At 59.8% G+C, this 26218-nt stretch carries 27 protein-coding genes, 1 tRNA gene and 2 pseudogenes; 15 read left to right on the plus strand and 15 right to left on the minus strand.

All coding sequences use genetic code 11. From position 1 onward, the window contains the following. Window positions 1-265, plus strand: a pseudogene (locus B7Y89_RS15295) (TonB-dependent receptor); the annotation flags it as partial. Between the two features lie 45 nt (window positions 266-310). Here the strand turns inward: B7Y89_RS15295 and B7Y89_RS15300 are convergent. Further along, the gene (locus B7Y89_RS15300) at window positions 311-1477 is read right to left on the minus strand and encodes a DUF2332 family protein (RefSeq protein ID WP_292939384.1); all 1167 of its coding nucleotides are present in this window, start codon (window positions 1475-1477) and stop codon (window positions 311-313) included. Window positions 1478-1784: 307 nt separating this feature from the next. On the opposite strand from B7Y89_RS15300, the gene B7Y89_RS15305 reads away from it, so the two are divergent. The 6 genes from B7Y89_RS15305 (at window position 1785) to B7Y89_RS15330 (ending at window position 9336) form a co-directional block, all read left to right on the plus strand. After that, window positions 1785-4241: a TonB-dependent receptor gene (locus B7Y89_RS15305; RefSeq protein WP_292939386.1), complete on the plus strand. Its 2457-nt coding sequence runs from the start codon at window positions 1785-1787 to the stop codon at window positions 4239-4241. Window positions 4242-4322: 81 nt separating this feature from the next. Next, window positions 4323-5144 (plus strand): CHASE3 domain-containing protein, encoded by an 822-nt coding sequence (locus B7Y89_RS15310; protein ID WP_292939388.1) that lies wholly within the window; start codon window positions 4323-4325, stop codon window positions 5142-5144. Beyond that, window positions 5084-6133 (plus strand): methyl-accepting chemotaxis protein, encoded by a 1050-nt coding sequence (locus B7Y89_RS15315; protein WP_292939390.1) that lies wholly within the window; start codon window positions 5084-5086, stop codon window positions 6131-6133. Before B7Y89_RS15310 ends, B7Y89_RS15315 begins: the two co-directional genes overlap by 61 nt. A gap of 151 nt (window positions 6134-6284) precedes the next feature. Beyond that, complete coding sequence (gene serS, locus B7Y89_RS15320) at window positions 6285-7565, plus strand: serine--tRNA ligase (RefSeq protein WP_292939392.1); 1281 nt, start codon at window positions 6285-6287, stop codon at window positions 7563-7565. 29 nt (window positions 7566-7594) lie between these two features. Continuing rightward, a complete protein-coding gene (locus B7Y89_RS15325; protein WP_292939462.1) occupies window positions 7595-8281 on the plus strand; it encodes a M23 family metallopeptidase in 687 nt (228 codons plus the stop codon). Next, the gene (locus tag B7Y89_RS15330; RefSeq protein WP_292939394.1) at window positions 8281-9336 is read left to right on the plus strand and encodes a potassium channel family protein; all 1056 of its coding nucleotides are present in this window, start codon (window positions 8281-8283) and stop codon (window positions 9334-9336) included. The genes B7Y89_RS15325 and B7Y89_RS15330 overlap by 1 nt, the downstream gene beginning before the upstream one ends. Here B7Y89_RS15330 and B7Y89_RS15335 read toward each other — a convergent pair. Then, window positions 9333-9743, minus strand: a complete 411-nt coding sequence (locus tag B7Y89_RS15335; protein ID WP_292939396.1) for a DUF1761 domain-containing protein — start codon at window positions 9741-9743, stop codon at window positions 9333-9335. The genes B7Y89_RS15330 and B7Y89_RS15335 overlap by 4 nt on opposite strands. A 113-nt stretch (window positions 9744-9856) precedes the next feature. Between B7Y89_RS15335 and B7Y89_RS15340 the strand changes: the two genes are divergently transcribed. Beyond that, complete coding sequence (locus B7Y89_RS15340) at window positions 9857-11188, plus strand: radical SAM protein (RefSeq protein ID WP_292939398.1); 1332 nt, start codon at window positions 9857-9859, stop codon at window positions 11186-11188. On the opposite strand, the gene B7Y89_RS15345 is transcribed toward B7Y89_RS15340, so the two are convergent. Beyond that, entirely contained in the window at window positions 11185-12438 is a 1254-nt protein-coding gene (locus B7Y89_RS15345; RefSeq protein ID WP_292939400.1) for a DUF3391 domain-containing protein, read from the minus strand. The two genes, B7Y89_RS15340 and B7Y89_RS15345, sit on opposite strands and share 4 nt — an antisense overlap. Window positions 12439-12595: 157 nt before the next feature. Continuing rightward, window positions 12596-13624 carry a cyclopropane-fatty-acyl-phospholipid synthase family protein gene (locus B7Y89_RS15350; RefSeq protein ID WP_292939402.1) on the minus strand — a complete coding sequence of 343 codons (1029 nt, stop codon included), beginning with the start codon at window positions 13622-13624 and terminating at the stop codon, window positions 12596-12598. A 126-nt stretch (window positions 13625-13750) separates the two neighbouring features. Here B7Y89_RS15350 and B7Y89_RS15355 point away from each other — a divergent pair, with 126 nt between their 5' ends. Together B7Y89_RS15355 and B7Y89_RS15360 are read left to right on the plus strand one after the other, a co-directional pair. Continuing rightward, window positions 13751-15067, plus strand: coding sequence for an NAD(P)/FAD-dependent oxidoreductase (locus B7Y89_RS15355; protein WP_292939404.1), 1317 nt, complete (start codon window positions 13751-13753; stop codon window positions 15065-15067). Further along, window positions 15064-15831, plus strand: a complete 768-nt coding sequence (locus B7Y89_RS15360) for a DUF1365 domain-containing protein (RefSeq protein ID WP_292939406.1) — start codon at window positions 15064-15066, stop codon at window positions 15829-15831. Before B7Y89_RS15355 ends, B7Y89_RS15360 begins: the two co-directional genes overlap by 4 nt. 3 nt (window positions 15832-15834) lie before the next feature. Here B7Y89_RS15360 and B7Y89_RS15365 read toward each other — a convergent pair whose 3' ends face one another. Further along, window positions 15835-16812 (minus strand): magnesium and cobalt transport protein CorA, encoded by a 978-nt coding sequence (locus B7Y89_RS15365; RefSeq protein ID WP_366416325.1) that lies wholly within the window; start codon window positions 16810-16812, stop codon window positions 15835-15837. 82 nt (window positions 16813-16894) lie between these two features. Between B7Y89_RS15365 and B7Y89_RS15370 the strand changes: the two genes are divergently transcribed. Genes B7Y89_RS15370 through B7Y89_RS15385 form a run of 4 tightly spaced genes read left to right on the plus strand, consistent with a single transcriptional unit; the run spans window position 16895 to window position 20461 of the window. Further along, window positions 16895-18412 carry an NAD(P)/FAD-dependent oxidoreductase gene (locus B7Y89_RS15370; RefSeq protein WP_292939408.1) on the plus strand — a complete coding sequence of 506 codons (1518 nt, stop codon included), beginning with the start codon at window positions 16895-16897 and terminating at the stop codon, window positions 18410-18412. A 39-nt stretch (window positions 18413-18451) separates the two neighbouring features. Next, window positions 18452-19213 (plus strand): molybdopterin-binding protein, encoded by a 762-nt coding sequence (locus tag B7Y89_RS15375; protein WP_292939410.1) that lies wholly within the window; start codon window positions 18452-18454, stop codon window positions 19211-19213. A gap of 4 nt (window positions 19214-19217) precedes the next feature. Further along, window positions 19218-19916 (plus strand): peptidylprolyl isomerase, encoded by a 699-nt coding sequence (locus B7Y89_RS15380; protein WP_292939412.1) that lies wholly within the window; start codon window positions 19218-19220, stop codon window positions 19914-19916. Continuing rightward, entirely contained in the window at window positions 19916-20461 is a 546-nt protein-coding gene (locus B7Y89_RS15385) for a hypothetical protein (RefSeq protein WP_292939414.1), read from the plus strand. Before B7Y89_RS15380 ends, B7Y89_RS15385 begins: the two co-directional genes overlap by 1 nt. Here B7Y89_RS15385 and B7Y89_RS15390 read toward each other — a convergent pair. The 6 genes from B7Y89_RS15390 to B7Y89_RS15415 form a co-directional block, all read right to left on the minus strand. Next, a complete protein-coding gene (locus B7Y89_RS15390) occupies window positions 20445-20609 on the minus strand; it encodes a hypothetical protein (protein ID WP_292939416.1) in 165 nt (54 codons plus the stop codon). The two genes, B7Y89_RS15385 and B7Y89_RS15390, sit on opposite strands and share 17 nt — an antisense overlap. A gap of 99 nt (window positions 20610-20708) precedes the next feature. Beyond that, window positions 20709-21407, minus strand: a complete 699-nt coding sequence (gene rplA, locus B7Y89_RS15395) for a 50S ribosomal protein L1 (protein WP_292939418.1) — start codon at window positions 21405-21407, stop codon at window positions 20709-20711. Window positions 21408-21411: 4 nt separating this feature from the next. Continuing rightward, window positions 21412-21843, minus strand: a complete 432-nt coding sequence (gene rplK, locus B7Y89_RS15400; protein WP_054107820.1) for a 50S ribosomal protein L11 — start codon at window positions 21841-21843, stop codon at window positions 21412-21414. Between the two features lie 173 nt (window positions 21844-22016). Next, window positions 22017-22553 carry a transcription termination/antitermination protein NusG gene (nusG, locus tag B7Y89_RS15405; RefSeq protein ID WP_054107821.1) on the minus strand — a complete coding sequence of 179 codons (537 nt, stop codon included), beginning with the start codon at window positions 22551-22553 and terminating at the stop codon, window positions 22017-22019. 56 nt (window positions 22554-22609) lie between these two features. Further along, entirely contained in the window at window positions 22610-22804 is a 195-nt protein-coding gene (secE, locus tag B7Y89_RS15410; RefSeq protein ID WP_292939423.1) for a preprotein translocase subunit SecE, read from the minus strand. A gap of 344 nt (window positions 22805-23148) precedes the next feature. Continuing rightward, window positions 23149-23224: transfer RNA gene (locus B7Y89_RS15415), tRNA-Trp, on the minus strand. 68 nt (window positions 23225-23292) lie between these two features. On the opposite strand from B7Y89_RS15415, the gene aat reads away from it, so the two are divergent. Then, complete coding sequence (gene aat, locus B7Y89_RS15420; RefSeq protein ID WP_292939425.1) at window positions 23293-24081, plus strand: leucyl/phenylalanyl-tRNA--protein transferase; 789 nt, start codon at window positions 23293-23295, stop codon at window positions 24079-24081. Window positions 24082-24116: 35 nt separating this feature from the next. On the opposite strand, the pseudogene B7Y89_RS15425 reads toward aat, so the two are convergent. The 4 genes and pseudogenes from B7Y89_RS15425 to B7Y89_RS15440 all read right to left on the minus strand — a co-directional run. Then, window positions 24117-24539: pseudogene (locus tag B7Y89_RS15425) on the minus strand (DUF2155 domain-containing protein); the annotation flags it as partial. Continuing rightward, entirely contained in the window at window positions 24539-24952 is a 414-nt protein-coding gene (locus tag B7Y89_RS15430; protein ID WP_292939427.1) for an NADH:ubiquinone oxidoreductase subunit NDUFA12, read from the minus strand. The pseudogene B7Y89_RS15425 and the gene B7Y89_RS15430, both read right to left, overlap by 1 nt. 73 nt (window positions 24953-25025) lie before the next feature. Next, window positions 25026-25526, minus strand: a complete 501-nt coding sequence (locus B7Y89_RS15435; RefSeq protein ID WP_292939429.1) for a DUF192 domain-containing protein — start codon at window positions 25524-25526, stop codon at window positions 25026-25028. Beyond that, window positions 25510-26097: a RecX family transcriptional regulator gene (locus tag B7Y89_RS15440; protein ID WP_292939431.1), complete on the minus strand. Its 588-nt coding sequence runs from the start codon at window positions 26095-26097 to the stop codon at window positions 25510-25512. Before B7Y89_RS15440 ends, B7Y89_RS15435 begins: the two co-directional genes overlap by 17 nt. Window positions 26098-26218: the final 121 nt, after the last annotated feature.

Genomic DNA, 26218 nt, shown 5'->3' on the forward strand with positions numbered 1-26218 from the left:
CCTCGGCTATGATGCCAGCTACCGTTCAAGCTGGTCATCCAACCCGTCGCCGTCGATCTATACCAACGTCGATGGCTATTCGATCCACAACTTCCGCGCAGGCTTCCGCACCGATCGCTTCGATGTATTCGGCTGGGTGCGCAACGCATTCGACCAGAACTACATCGAACTCCTGCTGGCTGGCACCGGCGGCAACACCGGCCTTGTCGCGGGCCAGGTCGGCGATCCACGCACCTTCGGCGGAACGATCAAGTTCTCGTTCTAAGCCGACAGCGGGCGGCAAGTGGCATAACCTACCGCTTAGCCGCCCTTACGTGCCTGTCAGACCGTACCATTCGAACCATTCCGCATAAGGGTGGCACTGCGCTGCAACCACGGTGCGGCCAGAGGTCGGTCCGCCGTCCCACGACGTAATGCGCAGTTCCACCGCACTGCGATCCGCGCTCCATTCCATACCGATCCTTGCGAGCGGCCGCGATGGCGTGGCTGCTGCAGCGGCAAAGACAAGCGCTGCGTCAACCGCAGCGCGTTCCACGTCGGACATGTATTGCAGAACCATCGAATGCATCACCACGCGGCGTGTGCCCTCACGCTGCGGGCATGCCATCTGCCGCGCAAGCCAATGGCTGGCATGGCCGGTATCAACTTGCGGGGGATAGTCACGCGCAATGCCGATGGCAGCGCGCAGTCGTTCGCTACGGTCGCGCTCTCCTGCCCAGATATAGGCATGCAGCCGCTCACAATCGCGGTTATCGCTTATATCAAGCGGGCTCAGATCAACGCCCACGGCGCGTTCCACCACCAGCGGAGCGCATGGCGGGACCCGCCCTTGCCAACGTGGCGCAATTTGCACTGCGCTATGTTCATCGCCGCTTATCATGCTTCCAAAATGACAGCCATAGCGGGCAAGATTAAGATTAAGACCGGCGCTGGTACCAAGTTCCAGAAGTTCGCACGGGTGCGGCGCAAGAGCGTTGAGTTCAAGCAATGCCGCAACGAACCCTGCGACGCGCGCAACTTCGTTGGTTTGCGTAGGGCCTGCCATCCATTGAAGCAGATCGAAAGTATTTCGCTCCAGCACATCGATCAGCGCAGCATCTAGCCGCGCCACTTCAGGAAAGTCTCCCCCTTCGGCCGCGCGGTAGATATGTTGCAAGCCAGCGTGGCGGCCAGAGCGTGCCAATGCATGCAAGCCGGCATTGATGCGAAAGATCACGCCTGCGCCCGCAAGATCGCCCGGCCAGCCTTCAATACAGGCGCGCATGCGTGGTGCGCATGGCAGCACGCGGGCCAGGCTTTCCAGCACGGCGGCAACAATTGTTTTGCCAAAAGCCCGCGCCTTTGCCGCCTCGATCCGCAACTGCGCCTCGGCCCGGCCTTCTGCTTCAGCCGCAAGACCAAGGCCGGGAAAAGCCGGTGAACGCCCTGCTGAAGACACAGTTAAGGAAACATCGGGCGTTGTGACAGGTGAGGACACAAGCAGAGGTGCAGGCATAAACAGGGAGTGACTTTCACAGGGATAAACCGGGAACACGACCGTGAAAATCATTCGTAAGCGCACATGCCAAATAGCGCGCCAATGAAGCCTAAGGGAAATTCCCTATGATAGCGACAAGGTGATGAAAATCGCCGTAAAATTGGGTAATTTTACATATAGGTAAACAAGATGTGGGTTAAGCCCCGCGCTCTATTGGTGATGTTCGAAGCCTTAAAACAAGGTTCCGAACATGAGGACATCAATGCGTAAAACTTCACTTCTTGCCGCTACCTTGCTTGCTACTACAATGCATCACACTGCATCGGCCGCTGAAGAAGCGCCTGCACCGCAAAGCGGCACATCCGATGCCGGAGCACCAGCAACACCGGCAAAGAAGGCATTCAGCACAGGCGTGGCCAAGGGGCGCGACTTGCTTGACACCGCAATTTCGGCCAGCGTGATCGACGAGGCGGATTTGGCCAAGCTATCAGTCAGTTCGGTTGCAGGCATCATTCAGAACATCCCAGGCATCCGTGCCGAAACGTCCGATGTTGACGGCTTTTCTGCAATCACGGTTCGCGGGCTTCCGCTCTCGGCGGACGGTTCAAAATTTCTGCAATTGCAGGAAGATGGCCTTCCCGTAATGGAATTTGGCGATGTCCATTTCGCCTCGTCCGACCAGTTCCTGCGCGCTGACCTTACGCTTTCACAAGTACAAGCCATCCGTGGCGGTTCGGCATCGACTTTTGCCTCGAATTCGCCGGGAGGTGTGATCAATTTCATTTCGCGCACCGGTGAAACCGAGGCCGGGCTGGTGCAGGTTTCAAGCGGGATCGGCCACGATCTGAAACGGCTCGACTTTGCTTACGGCAGCCCGTTGGGCGATGGCTGGCGCTTTCACGTTGGCGGCTTCTACCGTCAGGGCGAAGGCCCGCGCCGGATCGGTTTCGACGGCTTCCGCGGAGGCCAGATCAAGGGCAACGTCACCAAGCAATTCGCCGATGGCTATATTCGTGTCTACGCCAAGTACATGGACGACAGGCAGCCAAACTATTCGCTGTTCCCGATTGCATTGACCGGCACAAACGATGCCCCAATCGTCAGCGATCTGCCGGGCAACGACATTCGCCGCGATGCCTATGAATCGCCATTGACCGCGCAGTATCTGGGCGTTGACCAGAACAACAACCCGACAACATTCGATGGCCGCAATGGCCTGCGCGGGATCAACCGTTCGGTCGGTCTGGAAGCGCAGTTCGATGTCGCAGGGTTTACCGTCAGCAACCGCTTCCGCTTTGCCGATATCAGCGGCGAATACAACGAAACCATCCCGATGGTGACAGCCCCGGCTCCGGTCGTCGCCGGATTGTTTGGTGGCCCCGGCGCTACCCTTTCCTATGCGGGCGGGCCATCTGCTGGCCAAGCGATCAACGATGGCCGTCTGCTGGCCTTTTCAATCCGCGTGAACGCCCGTTTGAACAAGATGGACAACGTAACCAACGACTTGCGCGCCAGCCGCGTATGGGCCGTGGGCGATGGCAAGTTGACGACGACCGCCGGACTTTACAACGCCGCACAATCAATCGACATGTATTGGAACTTTGCCAATTCGATCAACGATCTGGCAGGCGGCGGGCGCAATGCGCCGGTTAACCTGACAAGCGCTGGCGGCACGCCCCTAACCGATGGCGGGATGTATGCCTATGGCTTTGGCTTTGCCATTCCGTTGCCAACCTACCACACGCGCTATGACTTGCAGTACAACATCCTGGCACCGTACGGCTCGGTCAATTATCAGATTGGTAAACTGGCGGTGGGCGCAAGCATTCGCTGGGATCGTGGCAGCGTTTCAGGCAACCTTCTGTCCGCCAGCTATGGCGGGGGCCGCGTCGGCGAAACCGCGCTCGACCTCAACCGTGATGGCGAAACGTCTGTTGCCGAAACCAAGGTAGCAATCCTACCACTGGGCCAGCCTGCCAATGTCGACTACGATTATGACTACGTGTCCTATTCGGCAGGCGTGAATTACCGTATCGCAGAGCCACTTTCGGTCTTTGCCCGTTACAGCCGTGGCGGCCGCGCCAATGCCGAGCGCATTCTGGGTGCTGGGTCGCTTAATCCTGCAACGGGCGCGTTGGTCGATCCATCGACGGCCTTCGGGATCGTCAAGCAGGCTGAAGCCGGAGTGAAATTCCGCATGGATGGTCTGACCGCCTATGTGACCGGCTTTTGGGCATCGACGGGTGAACGCAACTTCCAGATCGGCGCCGATGCCAACGGGCAGGTCGTAGTAATCGAAATTGACCGGACCTACAGCGCCAAGGGCGTCGAGTTCGAAGGTGAACTTCGCGAAGGTCCCTTCGCCCTCACACTGGGTGCGACATGGACCAAGGCGCAAATCGACAAGGACCGCAGTGATCCGACGCTGAATGGCAACCGTCCACGCCACATTCCGACCTTCTCGTTCCAGGCACGCCCGCAAGTGGATCTTGGCCAGTTCACGCTGGGCACGGTCCTGAACGGCACGACCAGCAGCTATGCGCAGGATAGCAATATCCTGAAACAGCCGGGTTATGTGCTGGTCAGCCCGTTCTTGCAGTATCGCCCGGTTGAACGGGTGACGGTTGGCGTCAACGCCTTCAACGTGTTTGACAAGTTGGCCATCGTGCAACTCGCGTCGGCAGCAATCCCGGCGGGCGGGCTTACCAATGCGCAAGTCATGAACGGCCGCACGGTCACTGCTTCGCTGCGCTATTCTTTCTGATCCCCTTGTGGCCCGTCTCCTTCCCCCCGGGGGACGGGTCGCTCTACCCAATTCTAGGACACCCAATCTGTGTTTGATCGCATGAACATCCCACGCAGGCTTGGCCTTTCGTTCGTGGCGCTCAATGTCACCGCAGCGGTGATGATGATCGTGTTTGGCATAAGCCTCGCGATGATCTCCAGCGTCTCTTCGCGCAATTCTGAAAGCCAGGCGGTCTTGGCCGATGTGCTGACGCTGGAAACGGCCTTGTTGCGTCAAAACAGCCAGATGCGCGGGTTCCTCGTGACAGGAGATCAGAGCTATCTGAAATCCTATTATGAAGGCCGCGATGATTACGACAAAACCTCGGCTGCACTTGAAACCCGGTTAACCGACCCGGCCCTGCAGGAATTGGTGCGCGAATCGCGCGCCGAGACGCTGAAATGGCGAGAAAACTGGGGTGATAAATATATCGAAGTAGTACGTTCAGGCCAACGCGATGCCGCGCAACAGGCTATACGCGATGCCGGCAAAGCGGTGCTGGTCAGCGATGCGGTCCTGCCGCTGCGCACAGTACGCGATGCCCAGCACGAAGCCATCACCGCAGAAACCGCGCGGCAGGAAAATGCGATGATGTTCGCATGGATCGCGCTTGGTATCGGCGCGGCCCTGCTGATCGGCATGGCTTTGGTCCTGTCGCGCAAGCTTTCGCACTCCATCGCGACGCCGATTGCCGACCTTACCCGGACTATGTCCGCGCTGGCCAAAGGCCAGAACGAAACCGTCATCCCCGGCACCAACCGCAGCGACGAACTCGGCTCTATGGCGCAGGCGGTCATGGTATTCCGCGATGCTGCAATGCGATGGCCAAGATCGGTGCAAACCTGCACGCGGTTGCCAATGCCGATCTTTCGGTGCGCCTGACCGACGTTCCGCCCGCATTCCAGAGCGTGGCGCACGATTTCAACGAAGCCATGGAGCGATTGTGTCAGGCGATGGGTCTCGTGCAGGACAGCATTCTGGCCATCAACCTGACCTCTGGCGAAATCCAGCAGGCCACGACCGACCTTGCCAATCGCAGCGAGCAGCAGGCTGCCAGCCTCCAGTCATCTTCATCGGCGATGGATCATCTGACCACGCAGATCGAAGATTACGCCAAGATCGCCGCCGAAGTGAGCGGATCGATGGTTCAGGCACGCGGAGAGGCTGAAAGCGGTGGCATGGTCGTCAGCAAGGCCATTGAAGCGATGGACAATGTAGCGCGGGCCAGCGCCGAGATTTCCGATATCACCACAATGATTGACGGCATCGCCTTCCAGACCAACCTTCTGGCGCTTAACGCTGGCGTGGAAGCGGCACGCGCCGGTGAAGCGGGCAAGGGCTTTGCCGTCGTGGCATCCGAAGTGCGCGCGCTTGCCTTGCGCGCCACCGAGGCGGCCAATGCGATCAAGCAGCGCGTGGAAGCGGTGAGCAGCCATGTCCGTTCAGGCGTGTCGCTGGTCAACGAAACCGGCTCTGCGCTACAGACGATCATCAGCCGCGTGGGTACTGTGACAGCCTCGATCTCGACCATCGCCGAGACGGCAGGCGAGCAAAGCGTAGCGCTGCGCAAGATCAATCTGGCCATCGGCGCAATGGACCAGATGACCCAGCAGAACGCCGCGATGGTGGAAGAAACCAACGCTGCAACCAAGAACCTGACGCAGGAAGCTGGCCAGCTTTCCAGCGCCTTTGCCAGCTTCAGGATCGGCGGCGAACGTCCACAGGCCACGTTCAATGCGCCTGCGCGCCGTGCCCCCATTGCAACGCCCATTTCGGCAAAAAGTGCAGCACCAATACCACGCCCTGCGCCGGTTCGCGCGGCTCCGGTCAGCGGGAACCTTGCGCTTGATAATGACTGGTCAGAGTTCTGACCGGTCATTATCTGAGAAGCGGCTGCTGTTTACTGGCAATGGCCGCAATCTCTTTATGAGGGCGTAATCGCGCACGGTTACCGGCGCAAAACCGGCACAATCGGTAACCGCCCTGCTTGCCTAGCGCGGATCAAGACGGCATAGCCCGCGCATGCATGATATCCGCCTGATCCGCGAAAACCCCGAAGCCTTTGACACAGCCCTTGCCTTGCGCGGGGTTGATCCGGTGGCACAAACCATCCTCGCCATCGACGCCCAGCGCCGCGACATTGCGACGCGGATGCAAGAAGTGCAGGCACGGCGCAACGAAGCCTCAAAGGCTATCGGTGCAGCCATGGGCAAAGGTGACAAGGACGCGGCAGAGGCACTGAAGGCCGAAGTCGCAACGCTGAAAACCGAATTGCCCGCGCTTGAGGAAGACGAACGCCGCCTGACCGCTGAACAGAATGCAGCGCTGGCAGCGTGGCCGAACTTGCCCGCCGCCGGTGTGCCGCAAGGTGCCGATGAAGCTGACAACGTCGAGGTTAGCCGCTGGGGAACCCCGCGCGAGTTTGCTTTTGCCCCCAAGGAGCACGCTGATCTTGGCCCGGCACTTGGCCTTGATTTTGAAACTGGCGCCTTGATTTCAGGCGCGCGCTTCACCTTTCTGAAGGGCGGCATGGCCCGCCTGCACCGCGCGCTGGCGCAATTCATGCTCGACCGGCAGACCGGCGAAAACGGCTATCTTGAATGCATCCCGCCGCTTTTGGTGAAAGACGAAGCGGTGTTCGGCACGGGCCAATTGCCCAAATTTGCCGAGGATTTGTTCAAGACCACCGATGGCCGCTGGATGATTCCCACTGCCGAGGTAAGCCTGACCAACGCGGTGCAAGGCCAGATCCTTGCCGATGCCGCCCTGCCCTTGCGGATGACGGCGCTGACGCCGTGCTTCCGTTCCGAGGCGGGCTCTGCCGGGCGCGATACGCGTGGCTTTATCCGCCAGCACCAGTTTGAAAAGGTTGAACTTGTCTCGATCGTGCGGCCCGAGGAATCCGAGGCCGAACATGAGCGGATGACGCAATGCGCCGAAGGCGTGTTACAAGCGCTGGGCCTGCCCTATCGCAAGGTGTTGCTGTGCACGGGCGACATGGGCTTCACCGCGCGCAAGACTTATGATCTCGAAGTTTGGCTGCCCGGACAAGCAGCCTATCGCGAAATCTCATCGTGTTCCAACTGCGGTGACTTTCAGGCACGACGGATGAACACCCGCTATCGCCCGGATGGTGCCAAAAGCACCGAATTCGTTCATACTCTTAACGGTTCGGGGCTTGCCGTGGGCCGCACACTGGTGGCAGTTCTGGAAAACTACCAGCAAGAGGACGGATCGGTGGACGTACCAGAAGTGCTGCATGCCTACATGGGCGGCCTGACCCGCTTGGCCCCTCCGTCTTGACGGGGCGGCTCGTCGCAGCTTTGTTGCTTGTGTTGGCCGCGCCGCTGGCCGCAGAGCAAAGCGCGCGCGGGCCTATTGTGGCGTGGAGCTACACGGTTGAACCTGGCGATACATTTGCCTCCATCGCGCGGCGATGGGGCGTTGAAATGGCAGACCTCGGCGCAGCCAACGGCATTCCCAGCCCCTATCTCATTCGCGTCGGGCAAGTGTTGCGCCGTCCCGAACCTGTCACCCAACGTGCTGTCCCCGTGGCAAAGCCCACGCCGCGCGCTGCACCCTCCCCCCGGCCAGCGCCATCGCCCCGCCCGCCATTGGCCCCGCGTGAATCTGATGCACCGCGCATGCAATGGCCGACCGAGGGGGCTATCGTCTCACGTTTTGGTGATTTGCGCGGGGGCATCCCGTCAAACGGCATCGACCTTGCCGCGCTTTACGGCACCAAAGTGCGCGCTGCAGCGGCAGGCACGGTGATTTACGCCGGAAATGAACCAGAACGCTTTGGCCAATTGATCCTGATCGATCACGGCAACGGCTTTGTCACCGCCTATGCCTATCTAGGCTCGATGACGGTAAAGGAAGGCCAGGTGGTCACCGCGCGCGAACGCATTGCACTGGTTGGCAAAAGTGGCGAGGTCAAGCGGCCGACTGTCCACTTTGAACTGCGCCGCAACAACGTGCCGCGCAACCCGGAACTCTATTTGCCGTCGCGATTGTAATGCGGCTGGATCTGCACGGGCTGCGGCGCAAGGGCGCAAGCGGGCGTGATCCGGTAAACGTGCTGCGCCGCGCCTTGAAAGTGCCGGTCTGGGCTGACCTAAGCCTCAGACTGGGCGCGGCCTTCGCGCTCATCATGTTTGTTGTCATGGTCCATTGGTTTGATCGTGATGGCCTTAATGACACGCATGATGGCGCCATCAGCTTTCTCGACGTTGTCTATTTCACGATGATTTCGATCACCACGACAGGGTTTGGTGATATCGCCCCCGTCAGTGACCGTGCCCGCCTGATCGAAGCGGTAATCGTCACACCGATCCGCATTGCCGTTCTCTTCATCTTTGTCGGCACAGCCTACAATTTCATAATCAAGCGAAGCTGGGAAAGGTGGCGCATGGCGCAGATTCAACAGAACCTGACCGATCACATCGTTGTGCTGGGCTTTGGCGTTTCCGGCTCGGAAGCTGTCGCGGAATTGATCGCGCGTGGCACCGATCCGGGGCGGATCGTCGTGCTTGACCCGAATGAGGGCCGCCTTGCCATTGCCGCCGCATTGGGCTGCAGCGTAATGGCCGCTGATGCCACGCGCGATGCCACGCTGCTGGATGTCCGCATCGGCAGCGCTTGCGCCGTGCTCATCTCGGCCGGCCGCGATGATACATCGATCCTGATAACGCTGACCGCCCGCCATCTTGCCCCCGGCGTGCCGATCAGCACCGTGGTGCGCGCTGTCGATAACGAAGGGCTGGCACGGCAGGCAGGGGCCAGCACGGTGATCAATCCCGTGCGCTTTACCGGATTATTGATGGCAGGTTCAGCGCATGGCACGCACGTGGCGGATTATCTGACCGACCTTGCCTCTATCGAAGGGCGCGTCCAACTGGTTGAGCGCGATGTGCAGGTTGACGAAATCGGCAAGTCGCTCGCCGCACTCAGCAGCAGCGGGCGCGGTTTGCGTATCTATCGCAAGGGCAAGGCCATCGGCTTTTGGGATGATGCCGCGCGTGAATTGCAAGCTGGCGATGTCATCGTCGAAATCGTGCCGACGCAAACCTAACCAACCAGCAAAAACGCCAAGCCCATCGCGAGATAGGCCACCAGCCAATAGCCGCCATCAATCAGCGCCAACCGTGCACTGCACCGTTGCTGGGTATAACTGATCCACAAGGACGGGATCACAAAGGCCACGGCAAGGCCGCCTGACATCATGAAATAGAGCCACCACTTCACCGCAAGCGTGTCAGTCCCGACGCGGGCAAACATGTGACCCATCATCGTGGACGACACGAACAGCAATGCCGCCGTGATTACTGCTGTGCGCGCAGGCGAACGGCGAATGCCAAGATTACCCGGCCCTACTTCTTCAAGCCGCGCACGGCCAAACATCGGACCATACCACGCCGCCGATACGACCAGTGCAGCGATAACAGCAATCAAGACGGCAAGCCAGTTGACCGGACCCATAGTGTTCTTTCTTCCGCGCCCCGCAGAACAACTTGCTACGCGCGTGAACGCCGCTTGGCAATCGCCGGAGACCACACCTCAGGCTGTACGTGACGCGAGGGCAATTTTGCCTTATGGGCCGCCGGATTATGGCAACTCAACTTCCCCCGCGCGAAATCCCCGATGCCCCCAAAGTCGGCATGGTCAGCCTCGGCTGTCCCAAGGCCCTCGTTGATTCGGAACGGATTCTTACCCGGCTGCGCGCCGATGGCTATGCGATGAGTGCGGATTACGCGGGCGCCGATGTGGTGCTGGTCAACACTTGCGGTTTCCTTGATTCTGCCAAGGAAGAAAGCCTTGCCGCGATTGGTGAAGCCATCGCCGAAAACGGTCGCGTCATTGTGACCGGCTGCATGGGCAACGAAGCGGACGCCATCCGCGCGCGCTTCCCGCAAGTGCTGGCGGTGACGGGCGCGCACCAGTACGAAGCAGTCGTTGAGGCCGTGCACGAAGCCGCCCCGCCCAGCATGGGGCCATACATCGACCTGATTCCCCAGGCCGAACCCGGCGATGTGAAGCTGACCCCGCGCCATTACAGCTATCTCAAGATTTCCGAAGGCTGCAATCACGCCTGCGCGTTCTGCATCATTCCGTCACTGCGCGGCAAACTGGCCAGCCGCGATACGTCGGCCTATGGCGTCGATGTGCGGCATGAAGAGCGCATGTGGAAGGGCAATCCCGTCCGCACGCATATGACCGATCTGGCGCGCGAACTGGGCAAATTGCGCACGCCTGAAGGCGAAACACCTTGGGTCCGCTTGCACTACGTCTACCCCTACCCCCATGTAGATGCGGTGATTCCGTTGATGGCCGAAGGGCTTGTCACGCCCTATCTGGACATCCCGTTCCAGCACGCCAGCCCGAATGTGCTGCGCGCAATGAAGCGCCCCGCGAATGAGGCCAAAGTGCTTGACCGGATCAAATCATGGCGCGCCATCTGCCCCGACATCGCAATCCGCTCCAGCTTCGTCGTCGGCTTCCCCGGTGAAACGCAGGCCGATTTTGAGTATCTGCTGGAATGGCTGGAAGAAGCGCAATTGGACCGCGTCGGCGCCTTCCGGTTTGAACCTGTCGCCGGTGCCGCCGCCAACGATCTGCCCGATCAGGTGCCCGAAGCGATCAAGGAAGAGCGTTATGCCCGCCTGATGGAAAAGACCGAGGCAATCAGCGCGGCCAAACTGGCGGCAAAAATCGGACGCACCATTCCGGTCATCATCGATGAAGTGGGCGAACCTGATGAAGATGGCGACATCGGCGCAACCGCGCGGTCACAGGCCGATGCGCCCGAAATCGACGGTGCGGTTTACTTGCGCGATGTGCCGGCAAGCTTGAAAGCCGGTGACTTCGCGCAAGTGTTGATCGAAGATGCCGATGCGCATGACCTTTACGGCGTACTCGTAAACTAGGCCATTTCGCGGCAGGATGCGGCCAACAGGGATTCGCGCAACTTGTCCAACTCGGACGGGTCAAAACCGCTCATGTCCGCAACGCCTTCAATGGCATCTTCGCCAAAGCATTGCGCCAGCATGATCGTCTTGCCCTTCAAACGCTTGCCCAGTTCGATTGACCAGAATGTGCGCACGGTGGGCGATGATGGATCGGATGGATCTTCATCAACCACCATTGCCAAGCGGTTTGACCGCATCCGCACGAATGCGCCGACCGGATAGACGCCGATGGTTTCAACCAGCTTTTCAAGCAGCGCCGCATCAAACTTTTCAGGCTGGGCGCGCAAGATGCGGATGGCCTCTGCCGGATCGAGCCCTGCACCGGCCGCTGACGCCGATGCCAGCGTGTCATACGCATCGCAAATCGCGGCCATCCGGCTCAGCCTGGCAATAGCCTGACCTGACAAGCCCTGGGGATAGCCGCTGCCATCCAGTCGTTCATGGTGCTGCAATACGGCATTCACCACAGGTTCGGGAATGTCTCCGGCTGCCTTGAGGAACGAACAGCCCAGCAAAACGTGCTGGTCTTTCAGCTCTGCTGGCAATTGGGCATAGTCAGAGCCGACTGCCGAAAGATCGACCGGCAATTGCCCCACGCCAATATCCATCAATAGCCCGGTCATGCCGGCATCGCGGATATCAAGCGGATCAAACTTCATATGACGCGCCATCGCGATCATCAGCGCGCTGACGGCAAGCGAATGGCGGTAGATAAATTCGCTGCCGTTCTGGCAGCGCAGCAGGCCATTGAACGCATAAAGGTTGCGCTGCACCGACGCGTAAATCGCATCGATTACCGGTTCAACATCCTTTGCATTCACAGTCTTGCCAAGCCGTGCCTCAAGGAACGTCTTGTTCACCACCCGCAGCGCATCGCCCATGGTGCGTTTTGCCCGGCCAAATTCGCGCGCCATCGGCATCACGGTTGGCGGCCGGACAAATGTCGGGCGGGCGATGGGCGCGGGCTGCACCGCAACCGGCGCACTTGCTGCTCTGGCCAAAGTGCGTTGCTGCCGTTCCACCACGTCATTGCCGCGCGATATATCGATGATCACCCCGTCCACGTCGCTTTCGCGCAGCGACGCCAGCATATCTGGATCATCGAGAAGGAACTTGCTCTTCCAAAAGGGATGACTGAACCAGCTGCCCTCCAGTTTATGGATGAACATGCCGAGTTCGACGTCGCTGGTTGATACGCGCTTGAGCATGGCCTGCCTGTAAAAATTGTACGGCCTTACTCTTTAGTTAGCGCTGGTATCACTTGTTAAGCAAAGCCCATCCGTACAATTGCTTAGAACGCAGCCAAAGACCTGCCATTAAGAATAGGATCGAACATTCCGGCAGCAGCTCCAGAACGCACACCAGCTAGGCATGAACAGGCTTCAGCCTCCAATGGCTGACGCCCCATTCCTTGCCGCCGCTGTTGCCAAACAAGCCCGCCGTGGCGAGGTAGAACAAGCGCCACCGCCGCATCCACAGCGCCGTATCTGTGCCGTAGACAGCACGCAAAACCGGTTCAATTTCGGCCACATTGGCATCAAACAACGCCAGCCAGTCCAGCGCGGTCCGTTCATAATGCGTGCCCTCCCACCGCCATTCCTCTTCCACTTCGAAAAGGTCGGCAAATTCGCGGATCAAGGCTTGGCTGGGCATGATCCCGCCGGTAAAAAAGTACTGCGCGATCCAGCTGGATTTGTCCGCCGTATCAAAGCGGTAGGGATAGCGGGCATGGCTGAACACATGCAAAAACATGTGGCCATCAGGCCTTATCCAGCCACGCATCCGGCCCAGCAATTCGCGCCAATTGGCCATATGCTCAAACATTTCGACCGATACGACGCGATCAAACCGGCCTTGGGGTTGAAATTCGTTCATATCTGCGGTGATCACTGTCAGGTTATGCAAACCGCGCGCTGCTGCCTTGGCGCGGATATGGTCGCCTTGCGGGCGTGAATTGGACACTGCGGTAATCCGCGCGTCGGGATAACGTGCCGCCATGAACAGGCTCAGCGAACCCCAGCCGCAACCCAGTTCCAGAATGTCCTGCCCATCGGCCAGCGCGGCATGCTCTACCGTCGCCTCAAGCGCCGACAGTTCTGCCTGTTCCAGCGTTTCGGTGCCGGTGGGATAAAGACAGCACGAATACTTGGCGTTCGGCCCAAGGCTTAATTCAAAGAATCGCGGCGGCAATTCATAGTGCTGTTCGTTGGCTGCATCGGTATGTTCAGCCACGGCACGGCGCGCCATCCATGCGGCAAAACCTGCATCTGATGGCTGTTCACGCCGCAGCGCAGCCAAGCGCTGGTTGCACATAAACGTCACGCCTGCCCGCGTAAGGGCATCGGGCAGCGGCAAACGCTCAACCAGCGCTGTGGCAAGACTTAGAAAGCTCATAAATCTGATCTAGCGATAAGCCCGTGACATGTGTCAAGCTGCTCTCTCGGGAGCGGTCTACAAAGTCTATCCGAACGGTAGGAACGCACAGGCCATGTTGGCCGGGCGGAAGGGGATCGTGTGTTGATGAGCGGCGAGCGCGCGCTTGATATTGCCGTGGTGGGAAGCGGAATTTCCGGTCTTTCTGCCGCGTGGTTGCTGGCAAAGGGCCACCGCATCACGCTGTTTGAAGCCGCAGACCGGCTTGGCGGGCACAGCAACACGGTTGAGGCGCAAGGCGTTCCGGTCGATACCGGATTCATCGTATTCAACGAACGCACGTACCCCAACCTCACCGCATTACTTCGCCATCTGGACGTGCCGACGCGCGAAACGATCATGAGTTTTGCAGTTTCGCTGGATCATGGGAAACTTGAATATTCCGGCGATCTGCGCGGTCTGTTCGCGCAAAAGCGCAACCTTGTATCCCCGCGCTTCTGGTCCATGCTGCGCGATCTGGTCCGGTTCTATAAATCCGCCCCGCGCGATCTGCCGGGACTTGGCCAACAAGGCCTCGGCGCATACCTTGATGGCCTTGGCTGCGGGCCAGCGTTTCGCGATGATCACCTTTATCCGATGGCTGCTGCAATCTGGTCCACGCCGGTTGCCGATATTCCGCATCACCCCGCCGCGGCCTTCATCCGCTTCTTCGAAAACCACGGACTCCTCCAGTTCCGCGAACGTCCGGTGTGGAGCACTGTTTCTGGCGGCAGCCGAGAATACGTAAAGCGCATCAGCGCGCCTTTTGCCGATGGTATCCGCTTGTCCTCGCCCGTGCGCAAAGTCCGGCGCTTGCCCGATGGTGTCGAGCTTGACGCAGGGCGCGGGTGGGAACGGTTTGATCATGTGGTCATCGCCGCCCATGCCGATCAGGCCCTGGCAATGCTCACCGATGCCGATGCGGAGGAACGCGAATTGCTGGGCGCATTCCCTTATCGCCGCAACGAGGCCGTGCTCCATTCCGACCCTGCATTGATGCCACGCCGCCGCAAGGTGTGGTCGGCATGGAATTATGCAGCGGAACGCGCGGCCTCGCAGCATCAGCTTTCGGTAACGTACTGGATGAACCGGCTACAGCACTTACCGCCGCAGAAGGACCTGTTCGTCACGCTGAACCCGTTGGTCGCCCCCGATCCCGCGCTGGTCCATCGCCGCGAATTTTATGATCACCCCGTCTTCGATGCCGCAGCAGGCCTTGCCCAGCCGCGCTTGTGGTCCTTGCAAGGGCGGCGGCGGACGTGGTTTTGCGGCGCTTGGTTTGGCGCAGGCTTCCACGAAGATGGCTTGCAGGCAGGCCTTGCCGTGGCCGAGCAGTTGGGCGGGCTGCGCCGTCCGTGGCAAGTCGCGGAGGAATCCGGCCGCATCCATGTAACCCATCACGCGCGCACTCTGGAAATGGCGTGAACGGGGCGGGCGCGCTCTATCGGGGCCATGTGCTCCACCGGCGCTTGCGCCCGCGCGCCCACACCTTGCGTTATCGCGTGCTGCATGTGCTGGTCGACATTGACCGGCTTGATCAGTTGGCAAAGTCTTTGCGCTTGTTCGCGCACAACCGCTTCAGCCTTTTCGCCTTCCATGATCGTGATTACGGCGCGGGCGACAGCACCCCATTGCGCGCTCATGTTGAAAGCTTGTTAGAAGGTGCAGGCATTGTGCCCGATGGCGGGACGATCCACCTGCTGACGATGCCGCGCGTACTCGGCTATGCGTTCAACCCGCTCAGCACATGGTTTTGCCACAGCCGCGACGGCGCCTTGCGCGCCATCATCTATGAAGTGTCAAACACGTTCGGAGAACGGCACAACTATGTCATGGCGGTAGGGCCTGATGCACAAGAGGTCCGCCATACCAGCGCCAAACGCTTCCACGTTTCACCGTTCCTGCCGATGGACATGAACTACGCCTTCCGCGTCGTGCCACCGGGAAAGCGTTTGGCGATTGGCATCATGGTGTCCGATGGCCATGGCCCGGTCCTGTCTGCCATTCACACTGCCCGCCGCGAAGACCTGACCGATGCCACGCTGCTGCGCGCCGCCCTCGCCTTCCCGCTGGTCACGCTCAAGGTAACCGCAGGCATTCACTGGGAAGCGCTGAAATTATGGCTCAAACGCGTGCCGTTGTTCCGCAAACCACCCCCGCCCGCAGCGCATTTCACCAGCGGAGCATAGCTTTTACAGCCAACCGATACTGCGGAACCGCAACCACAACCCACCACAAATCGTCGTGATCACGCCCAACACTGCAAAGTAGCCGTAACGCCAGCGCAGTTCAGGCAAGTACTCAAAGTTCATACCATAAATCCCGGCAATCGCTGTGGGCACGGCAAGGATTGCCGCCCAGGCAGCCAAAGCTCGCGTCATCTCGCCCTGCCGGTGCTGCTCCAGCAGGCTTGCGGTTTCCACGATCGCGGCCAGCGTCTCTTTCAAACTGCGCATCCGCGCCATCGCCCGCCGGACGTGGTCCAGCACATCACGGAACCAGATGCGCGCCCCCGGATCAATGCAGGGCAGGTCCGCTATCACCAACCGCTCCACCATTTCCTCCATCGGCCCGATCACCCGTTCAAACCGGCGCAACTGGCGGCGCAGGCGGAAAATGCGGCGGATCACCGATTGTTCGGGAAACACGTCAATCGCGGCCTCTTCCATCTGTTGCGCCACGTTATCGAGGGAATCGAGCAACGGCAGATATCCATCGACGATGAAATCCAGCACCGCATGCAGCACATAATCCGGCCCTTCAGCCAGACGGTCAGCCTTTGTCTCCAAGGCTTGCCGCAAGCTGGTGTGCGCCCGCAGGCTGCCGAACCGGACGCTGATCAAGTACCCCGGCCCGACAAAGAAGGCAGTTTGCCCGTAAGCAATATCTTCGCCAAGCTTCAGGTCGGCGGTCCGCGCTACAATAAACAGCGTCTTTCCATAGACTTCGACTTTGGGCAATTGGCGCGGGTTCAACGCATCTTCCACGGCCAGCGGGTGCAAGCCATATTGCTGGCGCACCAGTTCCATCTCGGCCACGGACGGTTCGTACAGCCCGACCCAGTCATATGTGTCCAGCGGCAATTCCGGCACCGGCTTGCCATCAATGACAAGCGACGCTTGTTGGGCGGTTCCCTGGGTGTAACGGCGTGCTGCGATAAGGCTCATCATGCTCTAGTGGCAAAGACCAAACAGACTCGCAATCACGCAAAGACATGCTAACATCACTGTAAATAAAAACGGGAGAGAAGATTTGGGCGTCCAGCAGCCGGTCACCGCCACGCCAGACGTTGACGTTCTCATCGTTGGTGCCGGGATTTCCGGGATCGGCATGGCCGCGCATATGAAAATGCTCTGCCCCGATCACAGCTTTGCCATTGTCGAACGCCGGGCGCAAATTGGCGGCACGTGGGACTTGTTCCGCTACCCCGGCGTGCGTTCCGATTCCGACATGCACACGCTGGGCTTTGAATTTGAGCCATGGCGGCACGAAAAATCCATCGCCGACGGCCCTGCCATTCTCGATTACCTGAACCGCATTGTCGATGAACGCGATATCCGCCGCCACATCCGCTTTGACAGCAAGGTCATCAGCGCCGATTTCGACAGCGCATCAGCCATGTGGATCGCATCGCTTGAAAGCGCCGATGGCCAACGCTCGCGCGTCACTGCGCGCTGGCTCTACCTCGGATCGGGCTATTACGATTACGACAAGCCGTTCGAAGCCGAATTTGCCGGGCGCGAAGACTTCAAGGGCGAGGTCATCCACCCCCAGTTCTGGCCCGAAAACTTCGATTACACCGGAAAGCGCGTTGTCGTCATCGGATCGGGCGCAACGGCGGTGACTATTGTCCCATCAATGGCAGACAAGGCCGCGCATGTGACGATGCTGCAACGCACGCCCACATGGTACGGCATCCGCCCCGCCAAAGACGCCATCGCCAACTTCCTGCGCAAGATCCTGCCCGAAGAGCTGGCCTACAAAATCACGCGCTTCAAGAACGTGCGCATCCAGAACATGGTGTTCAAACGCGCGCGAACCAAACCGCAGCAGGTCAAAGATTTCCTGACCAAACGCATCAAGCAAGCGCTGGGTGACAAGTACGATGCCAAGACTTTCACCCCACCCTACGATCCGTGGGACCAGCGCTTGTGCCTCGTGCCCGATGGCGATCTGTTCACCGCCATCAACGCTGGCAAGGCCAGCATCGTCACGGACCATATCGATCGGTTCGACGCCACCGGCATAAAGCTGAGATCGGGCAAGCACCTTGATGCCGATGTGATCATCACCGCGACCGGCCTCAAAATGGTAATGGCGGGCAAGATCGCACTCAGCGCCGATGGCAGCCCGCTCGATTTCGCGGATCATTATTACTACAAGGGCGCGATGTTCTCGAACGTGCCCAATCTGGCGGCAGTGTTCGGCTATCTCAACGCTTCGTGGACCTTGCGCGCCGATATCAACGCGCGGTTTATCTGCGACATTCTGAACAAGATGAAGGCCGATGGCACGCAGATCGCCGTGCCCAAACTCGCGCCCAACCATCACCTTGATGAAGATAATATCTACGACTTTTCATCGGGTTATATCGAACGCGCGCGCCACCTCCTGCCCAAGAGCGCCACCGATATGCGCTGGCGGCTCAATCAGGACTACATCCGTGACAAGGCATGGATGCAAAGCGACCCGCTGGACGACGGCGTGCTGCAATTCGGCCAGCCGCGCACAGCCGCTCGCCCGAAGGAGCAGTTCGAAACTGCGCAATAGCGCTTTTGCCAAGGCATGCCTTGCTCTAAGCTATGCCCCATGACCGATAACACCCGCATCTGGACCGCCGCTTTGATCGTGGTTGGTGACGAAATCCTGTCCGGCCGCACGCAGGACAAAAACATCGCCCAAGTCGCCTCGTGGCTTGGCATACAGGGTATCCGCCTGCGCGAAGTGCGCGTGGTGCCCGATGTGATGGACGCTATTGTCGAGGCGGTAAACACGCTGCGCGCCCGCAATGATTACCTGTTCACCACCGGCGGCATCGGCCCCACGCATGATGACATCACGGTTGATGCGGTGGCACAAGCGCTCGGCGTAGACGTTGTCATCCACCCCAAGGCGCGGGCAATCCTTGAAAGCTATTACGAAACACGCGGCGGGTTGAACGATGCCCGCTTGCGCATGGCGCGAGTGCCGGAAGGCGCGGACTTGATCGAAAACCGGGTATCGGGCGCTCCCGGCATCAAGGCCGGCAACGTCTATCTGATGGCAGGCGTGCCCGGCATTACCGCGCAAATGCTCGATGGCTTGACCGGCCAATTGGAAGGCGGTTTGCCCCTGCTTTCCACCACGGTCGGCTGCTGGGTGGCCGAAAGCGAGATTGCCGATCTGCTGCGTGAAACCGAAAAGGCCTTCGATGAATGCCAGATCGGCAGCTACCCCTTCTTCCGCGAAGGCCGGACCGGCGCAAATTTCGTCATCCGCTCGGTCAGCGATGAATACCTGAAAGCTTGCGCTCACGCACTGGAAGAAGGCCTCACCGCAATTGGCCGCTTGCCCGTGACCGGCGGGATCTGATCCTATGCTCGCCCGTCGCCTGGTCCTGCTCGCTCCACTGGCCGTCCTGCTGATTGGTGCAGCCCCAGTAAAGAAGCGCCCGCCTGCACCTCGCGCGGCAGTGCCTGCCTATACCAAGCCGTCGACAGCGCCGCTGCCGGACAAAGTGCGGATTGCCCTGACGACAGACCTTGGCCCGATCGTGGTGGAAGTTGATGTGAAACGCGCCCCTGCCAGCGCCACCAACTTCGTGCGCTATGCCGAAACAAAGCGCTTTGACGGCACGGTGTTCTATCGCGCCATGCACCTCAAATGGGGTGAACAGCCCAACGGCCTGATACAGGCGGGCACGCGCAACGATCCCAAGCGCAATCTGCCGCCTGTGCCACATGAACCGACCAACATCACCGGTATCTCGCACAAAGCGGGCACGCTTTCGATGGCGCGCTATGCCCCCGGCACCGCAACGGGCGACTTTTCGATCATGGTATCGGACCAACCCGGCCTTGATGCCCAGCCTGATTCGGCTGATCCCGAAGCCAAGGCAGGCTATGCCGCATTCGGCCAGGTGATCGAAGGCATGGACGTGGTCAAAGCCATCTTTGCCGCACCCATTTCCGAAACCGAAGGCGAAGGCTTCATGCGGGGACAGATGCTGGCCCAGCCGGTAAAGATCATCACGGCGCGCCGCCTGCCCGACGCAGTGCCACTCCCCACCCCCTGATGCGCGGGATTATCCTTTTGGCGATGGTGGGCCTGTCAGGCTGCAGCAACACCAATTTGCCGCGCTTTGAATCTGTGCTGGCGGCCAATGACAGCGCCACTGCCGCGCTTGCCCAGTGGTGCGAAGCCCGTAACATCGCGCAACCATCGGTCATCCGCGCTCTGGCGGACCGGGCTGCAAAGTTCACCCCGACACCTGCGGTACTGGCTACCTTGGGCGTGCCCGATGCAACCCATGTCGCCTATCGCCACGTCCGCCTGGCTTGCGGCAATACGGTGCTGTCAGTTGCTCACAATTGGTACGTCCCCGCGCGGTTGACGCCGGATATGAACCACACGCTCGAAACCACGGACACACCGTTTGGCAAAGTGGTCACCTCGCTCGGCTTCCGGCGCGAAAGGCTGGCGGCGCAACGCGGGCGGACAAACGAATGTCCCAAAGGCACCGTGCTTTCCCATCGCGCCGTGCTGCGCATTGCAGATGGCAGCGCGATCAGCCTCGTTATTGAATGCTACACCCGCGCGAACCTCAAGGCCGCGGGTTAACCGTCCAGTCCATCGCCGCTTCGGCATAATGCTCAAGCTCGCGCCAGTGCCGGTCCCAGCCGGGGCCGCGTTTTTCGGGCGGAATCACCGCTTCCACTTGCAGGCGGGCAATCGTTACAGGGTTTTGCGGCGCTTCGTTTTCGGTCATGCCCTGTCCCTAGACTGCTGCAACCAATATCGGGAGCACAAAAAACAGGCCGGGAAGGTTTCCCCTCCCGGCCCGCTTTTCAAAACTCAAGTGGCTTAATCAGCCGCCCTGAACTTGCGAAACGTCAACCTTCAGGCCGGGGCCCATCGATGACGAAAGGCCGATCTTGCGCAGGTACTTGCCCTTGGCGCCAGCTGGCTTTGCCTTGACGATGGCATCAACGAACGCGTCGAAGTTGGCGCGCAGTGCATCGTCCGAGAACGAAAGCTTGCCAATGCCGCCATGAATGATGCCGGCCTTTTCAACGCGGAATTCGATCTGGCCGCTCTTGGCTGCCTTGACCGCATCGGCGACGTTTGGCGTCACGGTGCCCAGCTTCGGGTTTGGCATCAGGCCCTTAGGACCCAGAACCTTACCCAGACGGCCAACAATGCCCATCATGTCTGGCGTTGCGATCACGCGGCCGTAATCAAGGTTACCGGCCTGCATGTCTTCCAGCAGATCTTCGGCACCGACCTTGTCAGCACCGGCAGCAAGCGCTGCTTCGGCCTTGTCGCCACGGGCGAACACGGCAACCTTGACGTCCTTGCCCGTGCCCGAAGGCAGGGTCACCATGCCGCGAACCATCTGGTCAGCGTGGCGTGGATCAACACCAAGGTTCAGCGAAACTTCAAGGCTCTCGTCGAACTTGGCGCTCTTGAGGTCCTTCAACAGCTTGATCGCGTCATCAACCGCGTAAAGCTTCATGTTGTCGCCCAGCTTTTCGGTCAGCGACTTCTGCTTCTTGCTCAGGGTCATGTGATCAGCCCTCCACCACGGTGAGGCCCATCGCGCGAGCGGAGCCTTCAATGATCTTCGTTGCGGCGTCGATGTCGTTCGCGTTCAGGTCCTTCATCTTGGCCTGTGCGATGTCCGACAATTGTGCGCGCGTGATCGTGCCGGCCGAAGCCTTGCCCGGTGTCTTCGAACCCGACTGGATGCCGACGGCCTTCTTGATGAAGAACGTGGCTGGCGGGGTCTTGGTGACGAACGTGAACGAACGGTCGGCATAGACGGTGATCACGGTTGGAAGCGGCGTACCCTTCTCAACTTCTTGCGTTGCAGCGTTGAACTGCTTGCAGAATTCCATGATGTTCACGCCGCGCTGACCCAGCGCAGGACCGATTGGCGGTGCAGGCTTGGCTTCACCAGCCTTCACCTGAAGCTTGATATAGCCTTCAATTTTCTTGGCCACGAGGGGCCTCCTTTCTTCCTGTTAGCGCAAGGTTTCGCTGCGCTTCAGAGTGAGCGGTCAACGCCTTGGACTTGCATCCAAGGCTCCCGCACGGTTTTCTACAGACGAGATTCGCCGCAGAAGAGGCGCGCCGATAACGGCATCAGCGCGCAAATGCAACCGGAATGCCGTTTTTAGCGGACCAGTTCGACTTCTTCGAACGCCAATTCCACCGGAGTGGCGCGGCCAAAGATCGACACCGACACCTTCACGCGGCTCTTGTCGAAGTCCAGTTCCTCGACAATGCCGTTGAACGAAGCGAACGGTCCCGCGTTGACCTTGACCGAATCGCCGATTTCGTAATCGACCACAACGCTTTTGCGCGGTTCGGCAGCGGCCTGGTCGCGCGCACCAAAGTAGCGCGCAGCTTCCTTGTCGGAAATTGGCTGCGGCTTGCTGTTGGTGCCAAGGAAACCGGTCACCTTTGGCGTGTTCTTGACGAGGTGATAGATGTCGTCATTCATCGCCAGCTTGGCCAGAACATAGCCCGGCATGAACTTGCGTTCGACCTGAACCTTCTTGCCACGCTTGACCTCGGTGATCGTCTCGGTGGGAACTTCCACCGCTTCAACCAATTGCGAAAGGCCAATGCGTTCGGCTTCGGAAAGGATCGCGTCGCGAACCTTGTTTTCGAAGCCGGAATAAGCGTGAATGATGTACCAGCGGGCCATATGTCTCTCTTTGGTCCTGGGAATTTCTAAAAGCTGCGATCAATCCCGAAGGATGATCAAGCCAGCGACAGCAGGAACTGAACGGTCATGCCGAAAAGCGAATCGATGCCAAGGAAGAACACCGCCAGGATCAGCATCATGATGCCGACGAAAATCGCGGTGGTCGTGGTTTCCTGACGGGTGGGCCAGACGACCTTGCGCGCTTCTGCCTTCACCTGATTGAAGAACTCGCCGGGGCTGGTCTTGGCCATTGCTAAACGCCTTACAAACTGCGGCATATGCCGGATGTGAAACTCATCTGTTCCGCCTAGGGGTCATCGCCGCCCCGGACAAGTCCGGGAGGGGCTGGCGATTTTCCGATGTCGGAGTGGTCTGTATTTAGTCGCGCAGCGCCAACTTGGCAAGAGTGGCGTAAACCGGCGGATCGGAGAGCATAATTAACACCGCAAAATGCAGTTGGCATTAACCCCGTTCACGGGTTAGTTTAAGCGCGATCTCAAGCGAACCAGACGCAAGAGACGCGACTCGGGGCGGTACGCTTTACGCGCGCCGCCCCGCTTTTCATTTCTGCCTGATAACCCGCTGCTTTAGCGAGTGGCAGGAGCGGAGGGACTCGAACCCACGGCCCTCGGTTTTGGAGACCGATGCTCTACCAACTGAGCTACGCTCCTGTGCTCGGAAGGCGCCTTAGAGGGTTGACGCGGGGGATGCAACCAGCCGAAACACAAAGTTAGAGATTATGTCGCGCAACGAACCCCAAACCATTCCGCCCGATCTGCTGCTCAAAGCCTATCGCGCAGGGATTTTCCCGATGGCAGACAGCCGCGACGATCCCGAAGTCTTCTGGGTTGAGCCCAAAATGCGCGCCATTCTGCCGCTGGACGGCTTCCATATGTCCAAATCGCTGGCGCGCACATTGCGGCGCGGGCGCTTTACCGTCACGTGCAATGCCGCATTCGAAGCCGTGATCGATGCCTGCGCCGCCCCGCGTCCCGGTGCCGAGGACAGCTGGATCAGCATGCGCATTCGCGAAAGCTACATAGGCTTGTTTGAACACGGCCACGCCCATTCCATCGAATGCTGGCACGACGGCCGATTGGTTGGCGGCCTTTATGGCGTCGGTTTTGCGCGGGTGTTTTGCGGAGAATCGATGTTCAGCCGTGAAGCCGACGCGTCCAAAGTGGCCATGGCATGGCTGGTCGCATCCCTGCAAAAAGTGGGCGCAGAATTGCTCGACTGCCAGTTTACCACCAGCCACTTGTCATCGCTGGGTGCGGTCGAAATTCCGCAAAGCCAGTACCTGAAGCTGCTTTCACACGCCCAGCGGCGCTATTCGCCCGAAGAATTGGCAGCGGCCCGCGCACTGGCCGATGAACTTGGCGAAGGGCTGGCTGACGGATTTGGCGCAGGTGACGCTGCCACCGCACCGCTCGGGCTACCAGCGGGCTTTGCTGCGCTACGCTCATCGGCTTTTGGCGCTTCTTCGCCGGGGAACGTCATTGCGCAGTCCTTCACCCACACATCATAAATCGGGTGCTCCACCACGTTGAGCGAAGGGGTGTTGCGGAAAAGCCAACCGGAAAACACCTTGCGCCACGCCAGTTGCTCATCGGTCGAAGCCCGCTCCTGCACAAACAATTGCACAAACGCGCCGATCTCTTGCGGATCTTCCCACGGCGCGGTCTTCTCGCACGAGGCAAGCTTTACGATGGCATTGCCGATCTGGCGTGATTCGCCGCTTTTCAGCACCACGTCCTGCGTAATGTTGTTGCGCTTGTTCAAAAAGCCAAGCGTCGCCACGCGGTCTTTGACCGGCGTGCCATATTCGCTTTCAACTGCCGCTCCTGAAGCCATAGCCACAGCCGCGCCGGATTGCGTCGCTTCGGGTGGCGGCGGCGGACCTTCTTTTTCGCCTCCACAGCCAGCCAGCACCAATAGCCCCGCCAAAGCGAGCGCGCGGCCGGCCGACGGTGCAACAAAAAGCATCAGGCTTCCGGTGACCAGGCTTCGTAATCGCCTGTCGCAGCGGCACGTTTCCCGCCGCGTTCCAGCGCACCTTGCGGGCGATAAGCCGCAGTAGTGCCCGTGGCGTTAGGGGTGTAATCCACTTCCCAGATGCGCGCAGGCGGCAAGTTGCTTTCAGGAATGCCGTCAAAGCTGCCGTGCAGCCAGCCATGCCATTCTGCAGGCACGCGGCTGGCATCATTGGCACCGTTATAAATCACCCAGCGGCGTTCACGTCCGGCAAAGGGATGGCCCTTGGGAAAGGGCTTTTTGGCGCGATGGTACGTGTTGCCCTGCGCGTCAGTGCCGACTTGCTCGCCCCGAAGCGCGCTGTCGAGCATGGTGGTAACGGTGGCACCATTCCACCAGGTGAAGATCTTGCCGAGGATGCTCATGAGCGCAGCGCTTAGCCTTTCAAAGGGGGTGCAGGCAAGCGCAGAGATACGCTTTGCCTCACGTCTTTTTCGATCACCAGTCGACCCGGTCACCCGGCTTGATGCCAAGCTTGGCTGCCAGCCCGCCGTTAATCTCGAAAACGGCCAATGTCGGCCCCGCGGCGGGCAGCGGCGTTTCATCGTATGGCACTGCGTTTGCTGCAATGTTCATGATCTTGTGGTCACGGCCAACGAATATGATGTCCAGCGCGATCACCGTGTTGCGCATCCAGAACGCAGCGCGATCAGGCGGGTCGCGCAAAAAGATCATCGCCTCGTCATCAGCCAGTGCGGTGCGGAACATCAGGCCCTTGGCCTGCTCTGGCGCGGTGCGCGCAACTTCAGACCGGAACACCAGCTTCTTGTCACCAGCCGTGATCGTTACCGGAACAATCGGCAAACCGGACACCGGATGAACCGCCGCCGCCGCCACGCTTTCCTGCGTCGTCTTGGCACCGGCATCGGCCGCACCGGGCGAACACGCCGCGATCAGCGCAAGTGCGGCAAGACTTGCGAATCTAGTCAGTTGCTTCATCGACCCATTCTTCCAATGCCTGTTCGGAAACCGCATTCACCACCTGACGCACATGATCAAGGGGGTGTCCTGCGCGCAACATGGCCGCGACTTGCTTTTCACGCAACGTCCTGCCCTCCTTATCTCCGCCTGTTCGGTCGCCCGCTCCAAACGGTCCGAACCGCCGTTTGCGCGCCATGACAATTGCGGCGCGGCGGCGCTCTGCCTCATTCCCGCGTGATTCCTCGCGCAGCGGCTCGGCAATTCCCGCCGCGCCCAGCGCCTGATCGATCCGCCGCGCACCATATCCGCGCCGCAACAACCCTTGCGCCTTTGACCGTGCATAATTGGCATCATCAACATAGCCGACCTGAACGAAACGCTCGACCAGTGCCGCAATGTCGGGCGCTTCCTCGCCCTCCCAGCCCCGCTCGCGCAATTTGCGTTTCAGATAATCGGCCAGCTTGCCCGCACTGGTGGCAAAGCGCGCGACATAGGCCAGCGCCATTTCATCCAGACGCGCCGCATCAATCGGCTTTGGCACACGTGGTTCACGGCGCGTTGCCGGATCATAAGGGGGTTTGCGAGCCATCCGCCACATTCGTGCCACAGTCCGCGCTAAATGAGAACGTCCGTGCCGTGACATCGGTTGTTTTGTTGTCACGGACTCGTCATGGGCCGTTCACCTGCAAGCACACATAACGGCGCGGCAG

The sequence above is a fragment of the Novosphingobium sp. 32-60-15 genome (assembly GCF_002280675.1).
GTDB lineage: Bacteria > Pseudomonadota > Alphaproteobacteria > Sphingomonadales > Sphingomonadaceae > Novosphingobium.

Excerpts from the sequence above, each read along its gene's own strand:
- B7Y89_RS15440 (WP_292939431.1), bottom strand. The coding sequence starts at position 26,097 with ATGGCTCGCAAACCCCCTTATGATCCGGCAACGCGCCGTGAACCACGT.
- B7Y89_RS15385 (WP_292939414.1), top strand. The coding sequence starts at position 19,916 with ATGCGCGGGATTATCCTTTTGGCGATGGTGGGCCTGTCAGGCTGCAGC.
- B7Y89_RS15435 (WP_292939429.1), bottom strand. The coding sequence starts at position 25,526 with ATGAAGCAACTGACTAGATTCGCAAGTCTTGCCGCACTTGCGCTGATC.
- B7Y89_RS15315 (WP_292939390.1), top strand. The coding sequence starts at position 5,084 with ATGGCCAAGATCGGTGCAAACCTGCACGCGGTTGCCAATGCCGATCTT.
- B7Y89_RS15375 (WP_292939410.1), top strand. The coding sequence starts at position 18,452 with ATGACCGATAACACCCGCATCTGGACCGCCGCTTTGATCGTGGTTGGT.
- B7Y89_RS15330 (WP_292939394.1), top strand. The coding sequence starts at position 8,281 with ATGCGGCTGGATCTGCACGGGCTGCGGCGCAAGGGCGCAAGCGGGCGT.
- B7Y89_RS15365 (WP_366416325.1), bottom strand. The coding sequence starts at position 16,812 with ATGATGAGCCTTATCGCAGCACGCCGTTACACCCAGGGAACCGCCCAA.
- secE (WP_292939423.1), bottom strand. The coding sequence starts at position 22,804 with ATGGCCAAGACCAGCCCCGGCGAGTTCTTCAATCAGGTGAAGGCAGAA.
- rplA (WP_292939418.1), bottom strand. The coding sequence starts at position 21,407 with ATGACCCTGAGCAAGAAGCAGAAGTCGCTGACCGAAAAGCTGGGCGAC.
- B7Y89_RS15310 (WP_292939388.1), top strand. The coding sequence starts at position 4,323 with ATGAACATCCCACGCAGGCTTGGCCTTTCGTTCGTGGCGCTCAATGTC.
- B7Y89_RS15380 (WP_292939412.1), top strand. The coding sequence starts at position 19,218 with ATGCTCGCCCGTCGCCTGGTCCTGCTCGCTCCACTGGCCGTCCTGCTG.
- B7Y89_RS15355 (WP_292939404.1), top strand. The coding sequence starts at position 13,751 with ATGAGCGGCGAGCGCGCGCTTGATATTGCCGTGGTGGGAAGCGGAATT.
- aat (WP_292939425.1), top strand. The coding sequence starts at position 23,293 with ATGTCGCGCAACGAACCCCAAACCATTCCGCCCGATCTGCTGCTCAAA.
- nusG (WP_054107821.1), bottom strand. The coding sequence starts at position 22,553 with ATGGCCCGCTGGTACATCATTCACGCTTATTCCGGCTTCGAAAACAAG.
- B7Y89_RS15340 (WP_292939398.1), top strand. The coding sequence starts at position 9,857 with ATGGGCCGCCGGATTATGGCAACTCAACTTCCCCCGCGCGAAATCCCC.
- B7Y89_RS15335 (WP_292939396.1), bottom strand. The coding sequence starts at position 9,743 with ATGGGTCCGGTCAACTGGCTTGCCGTCTTGATTGCTGTTATCGCTGCA.
- B7Y89_RS15390 (WP_292939416.1), bottom strand. The coding sequence starts at position 20,609 with ATGACCGAAAACGAAGCGCCGCAAAACCCTGTAACGATTGCCCGCCTG.
- B7Y89_RS15350 (WP_292939402.1), bottom strand. The coding sequence starts at position 13,624 with ATGAGCTTTCTAAGTCTTGCCACAGCGCTGGTTGAGCGTTTGCCGCTG.
- B7Y89_RS15430 (WP_292939427.1), bottom strand. The coding sequence starts at position 24,952 with ATGAGCATCCTCGGCAAGATCTTCACCTGGTGGAATGGTGCCACCGTT.
- B7Y89_RS15305 (WP_292939386.1), top strand. The coding sequence starts at position 1,785 with ATGCATCACACTGCATCGGCCGCTGAAGAAGCGCCTGCACCGCAAAGC.
- B7Y89_RS15345 (WP_292939400.1), bottom strand. The coding sequence starts at position 12,438 with ATGCTCAAGCGCGTATCAACCAGCGACGTCGAACTCGGCATGTTCATC.
- serS (WP_292939392.1), top strand. The coding sequence starts at position 6,285 with ATGCATGATATCCGCCTGATCCGCGAAAACCCCGAAGCCTTTGACACA.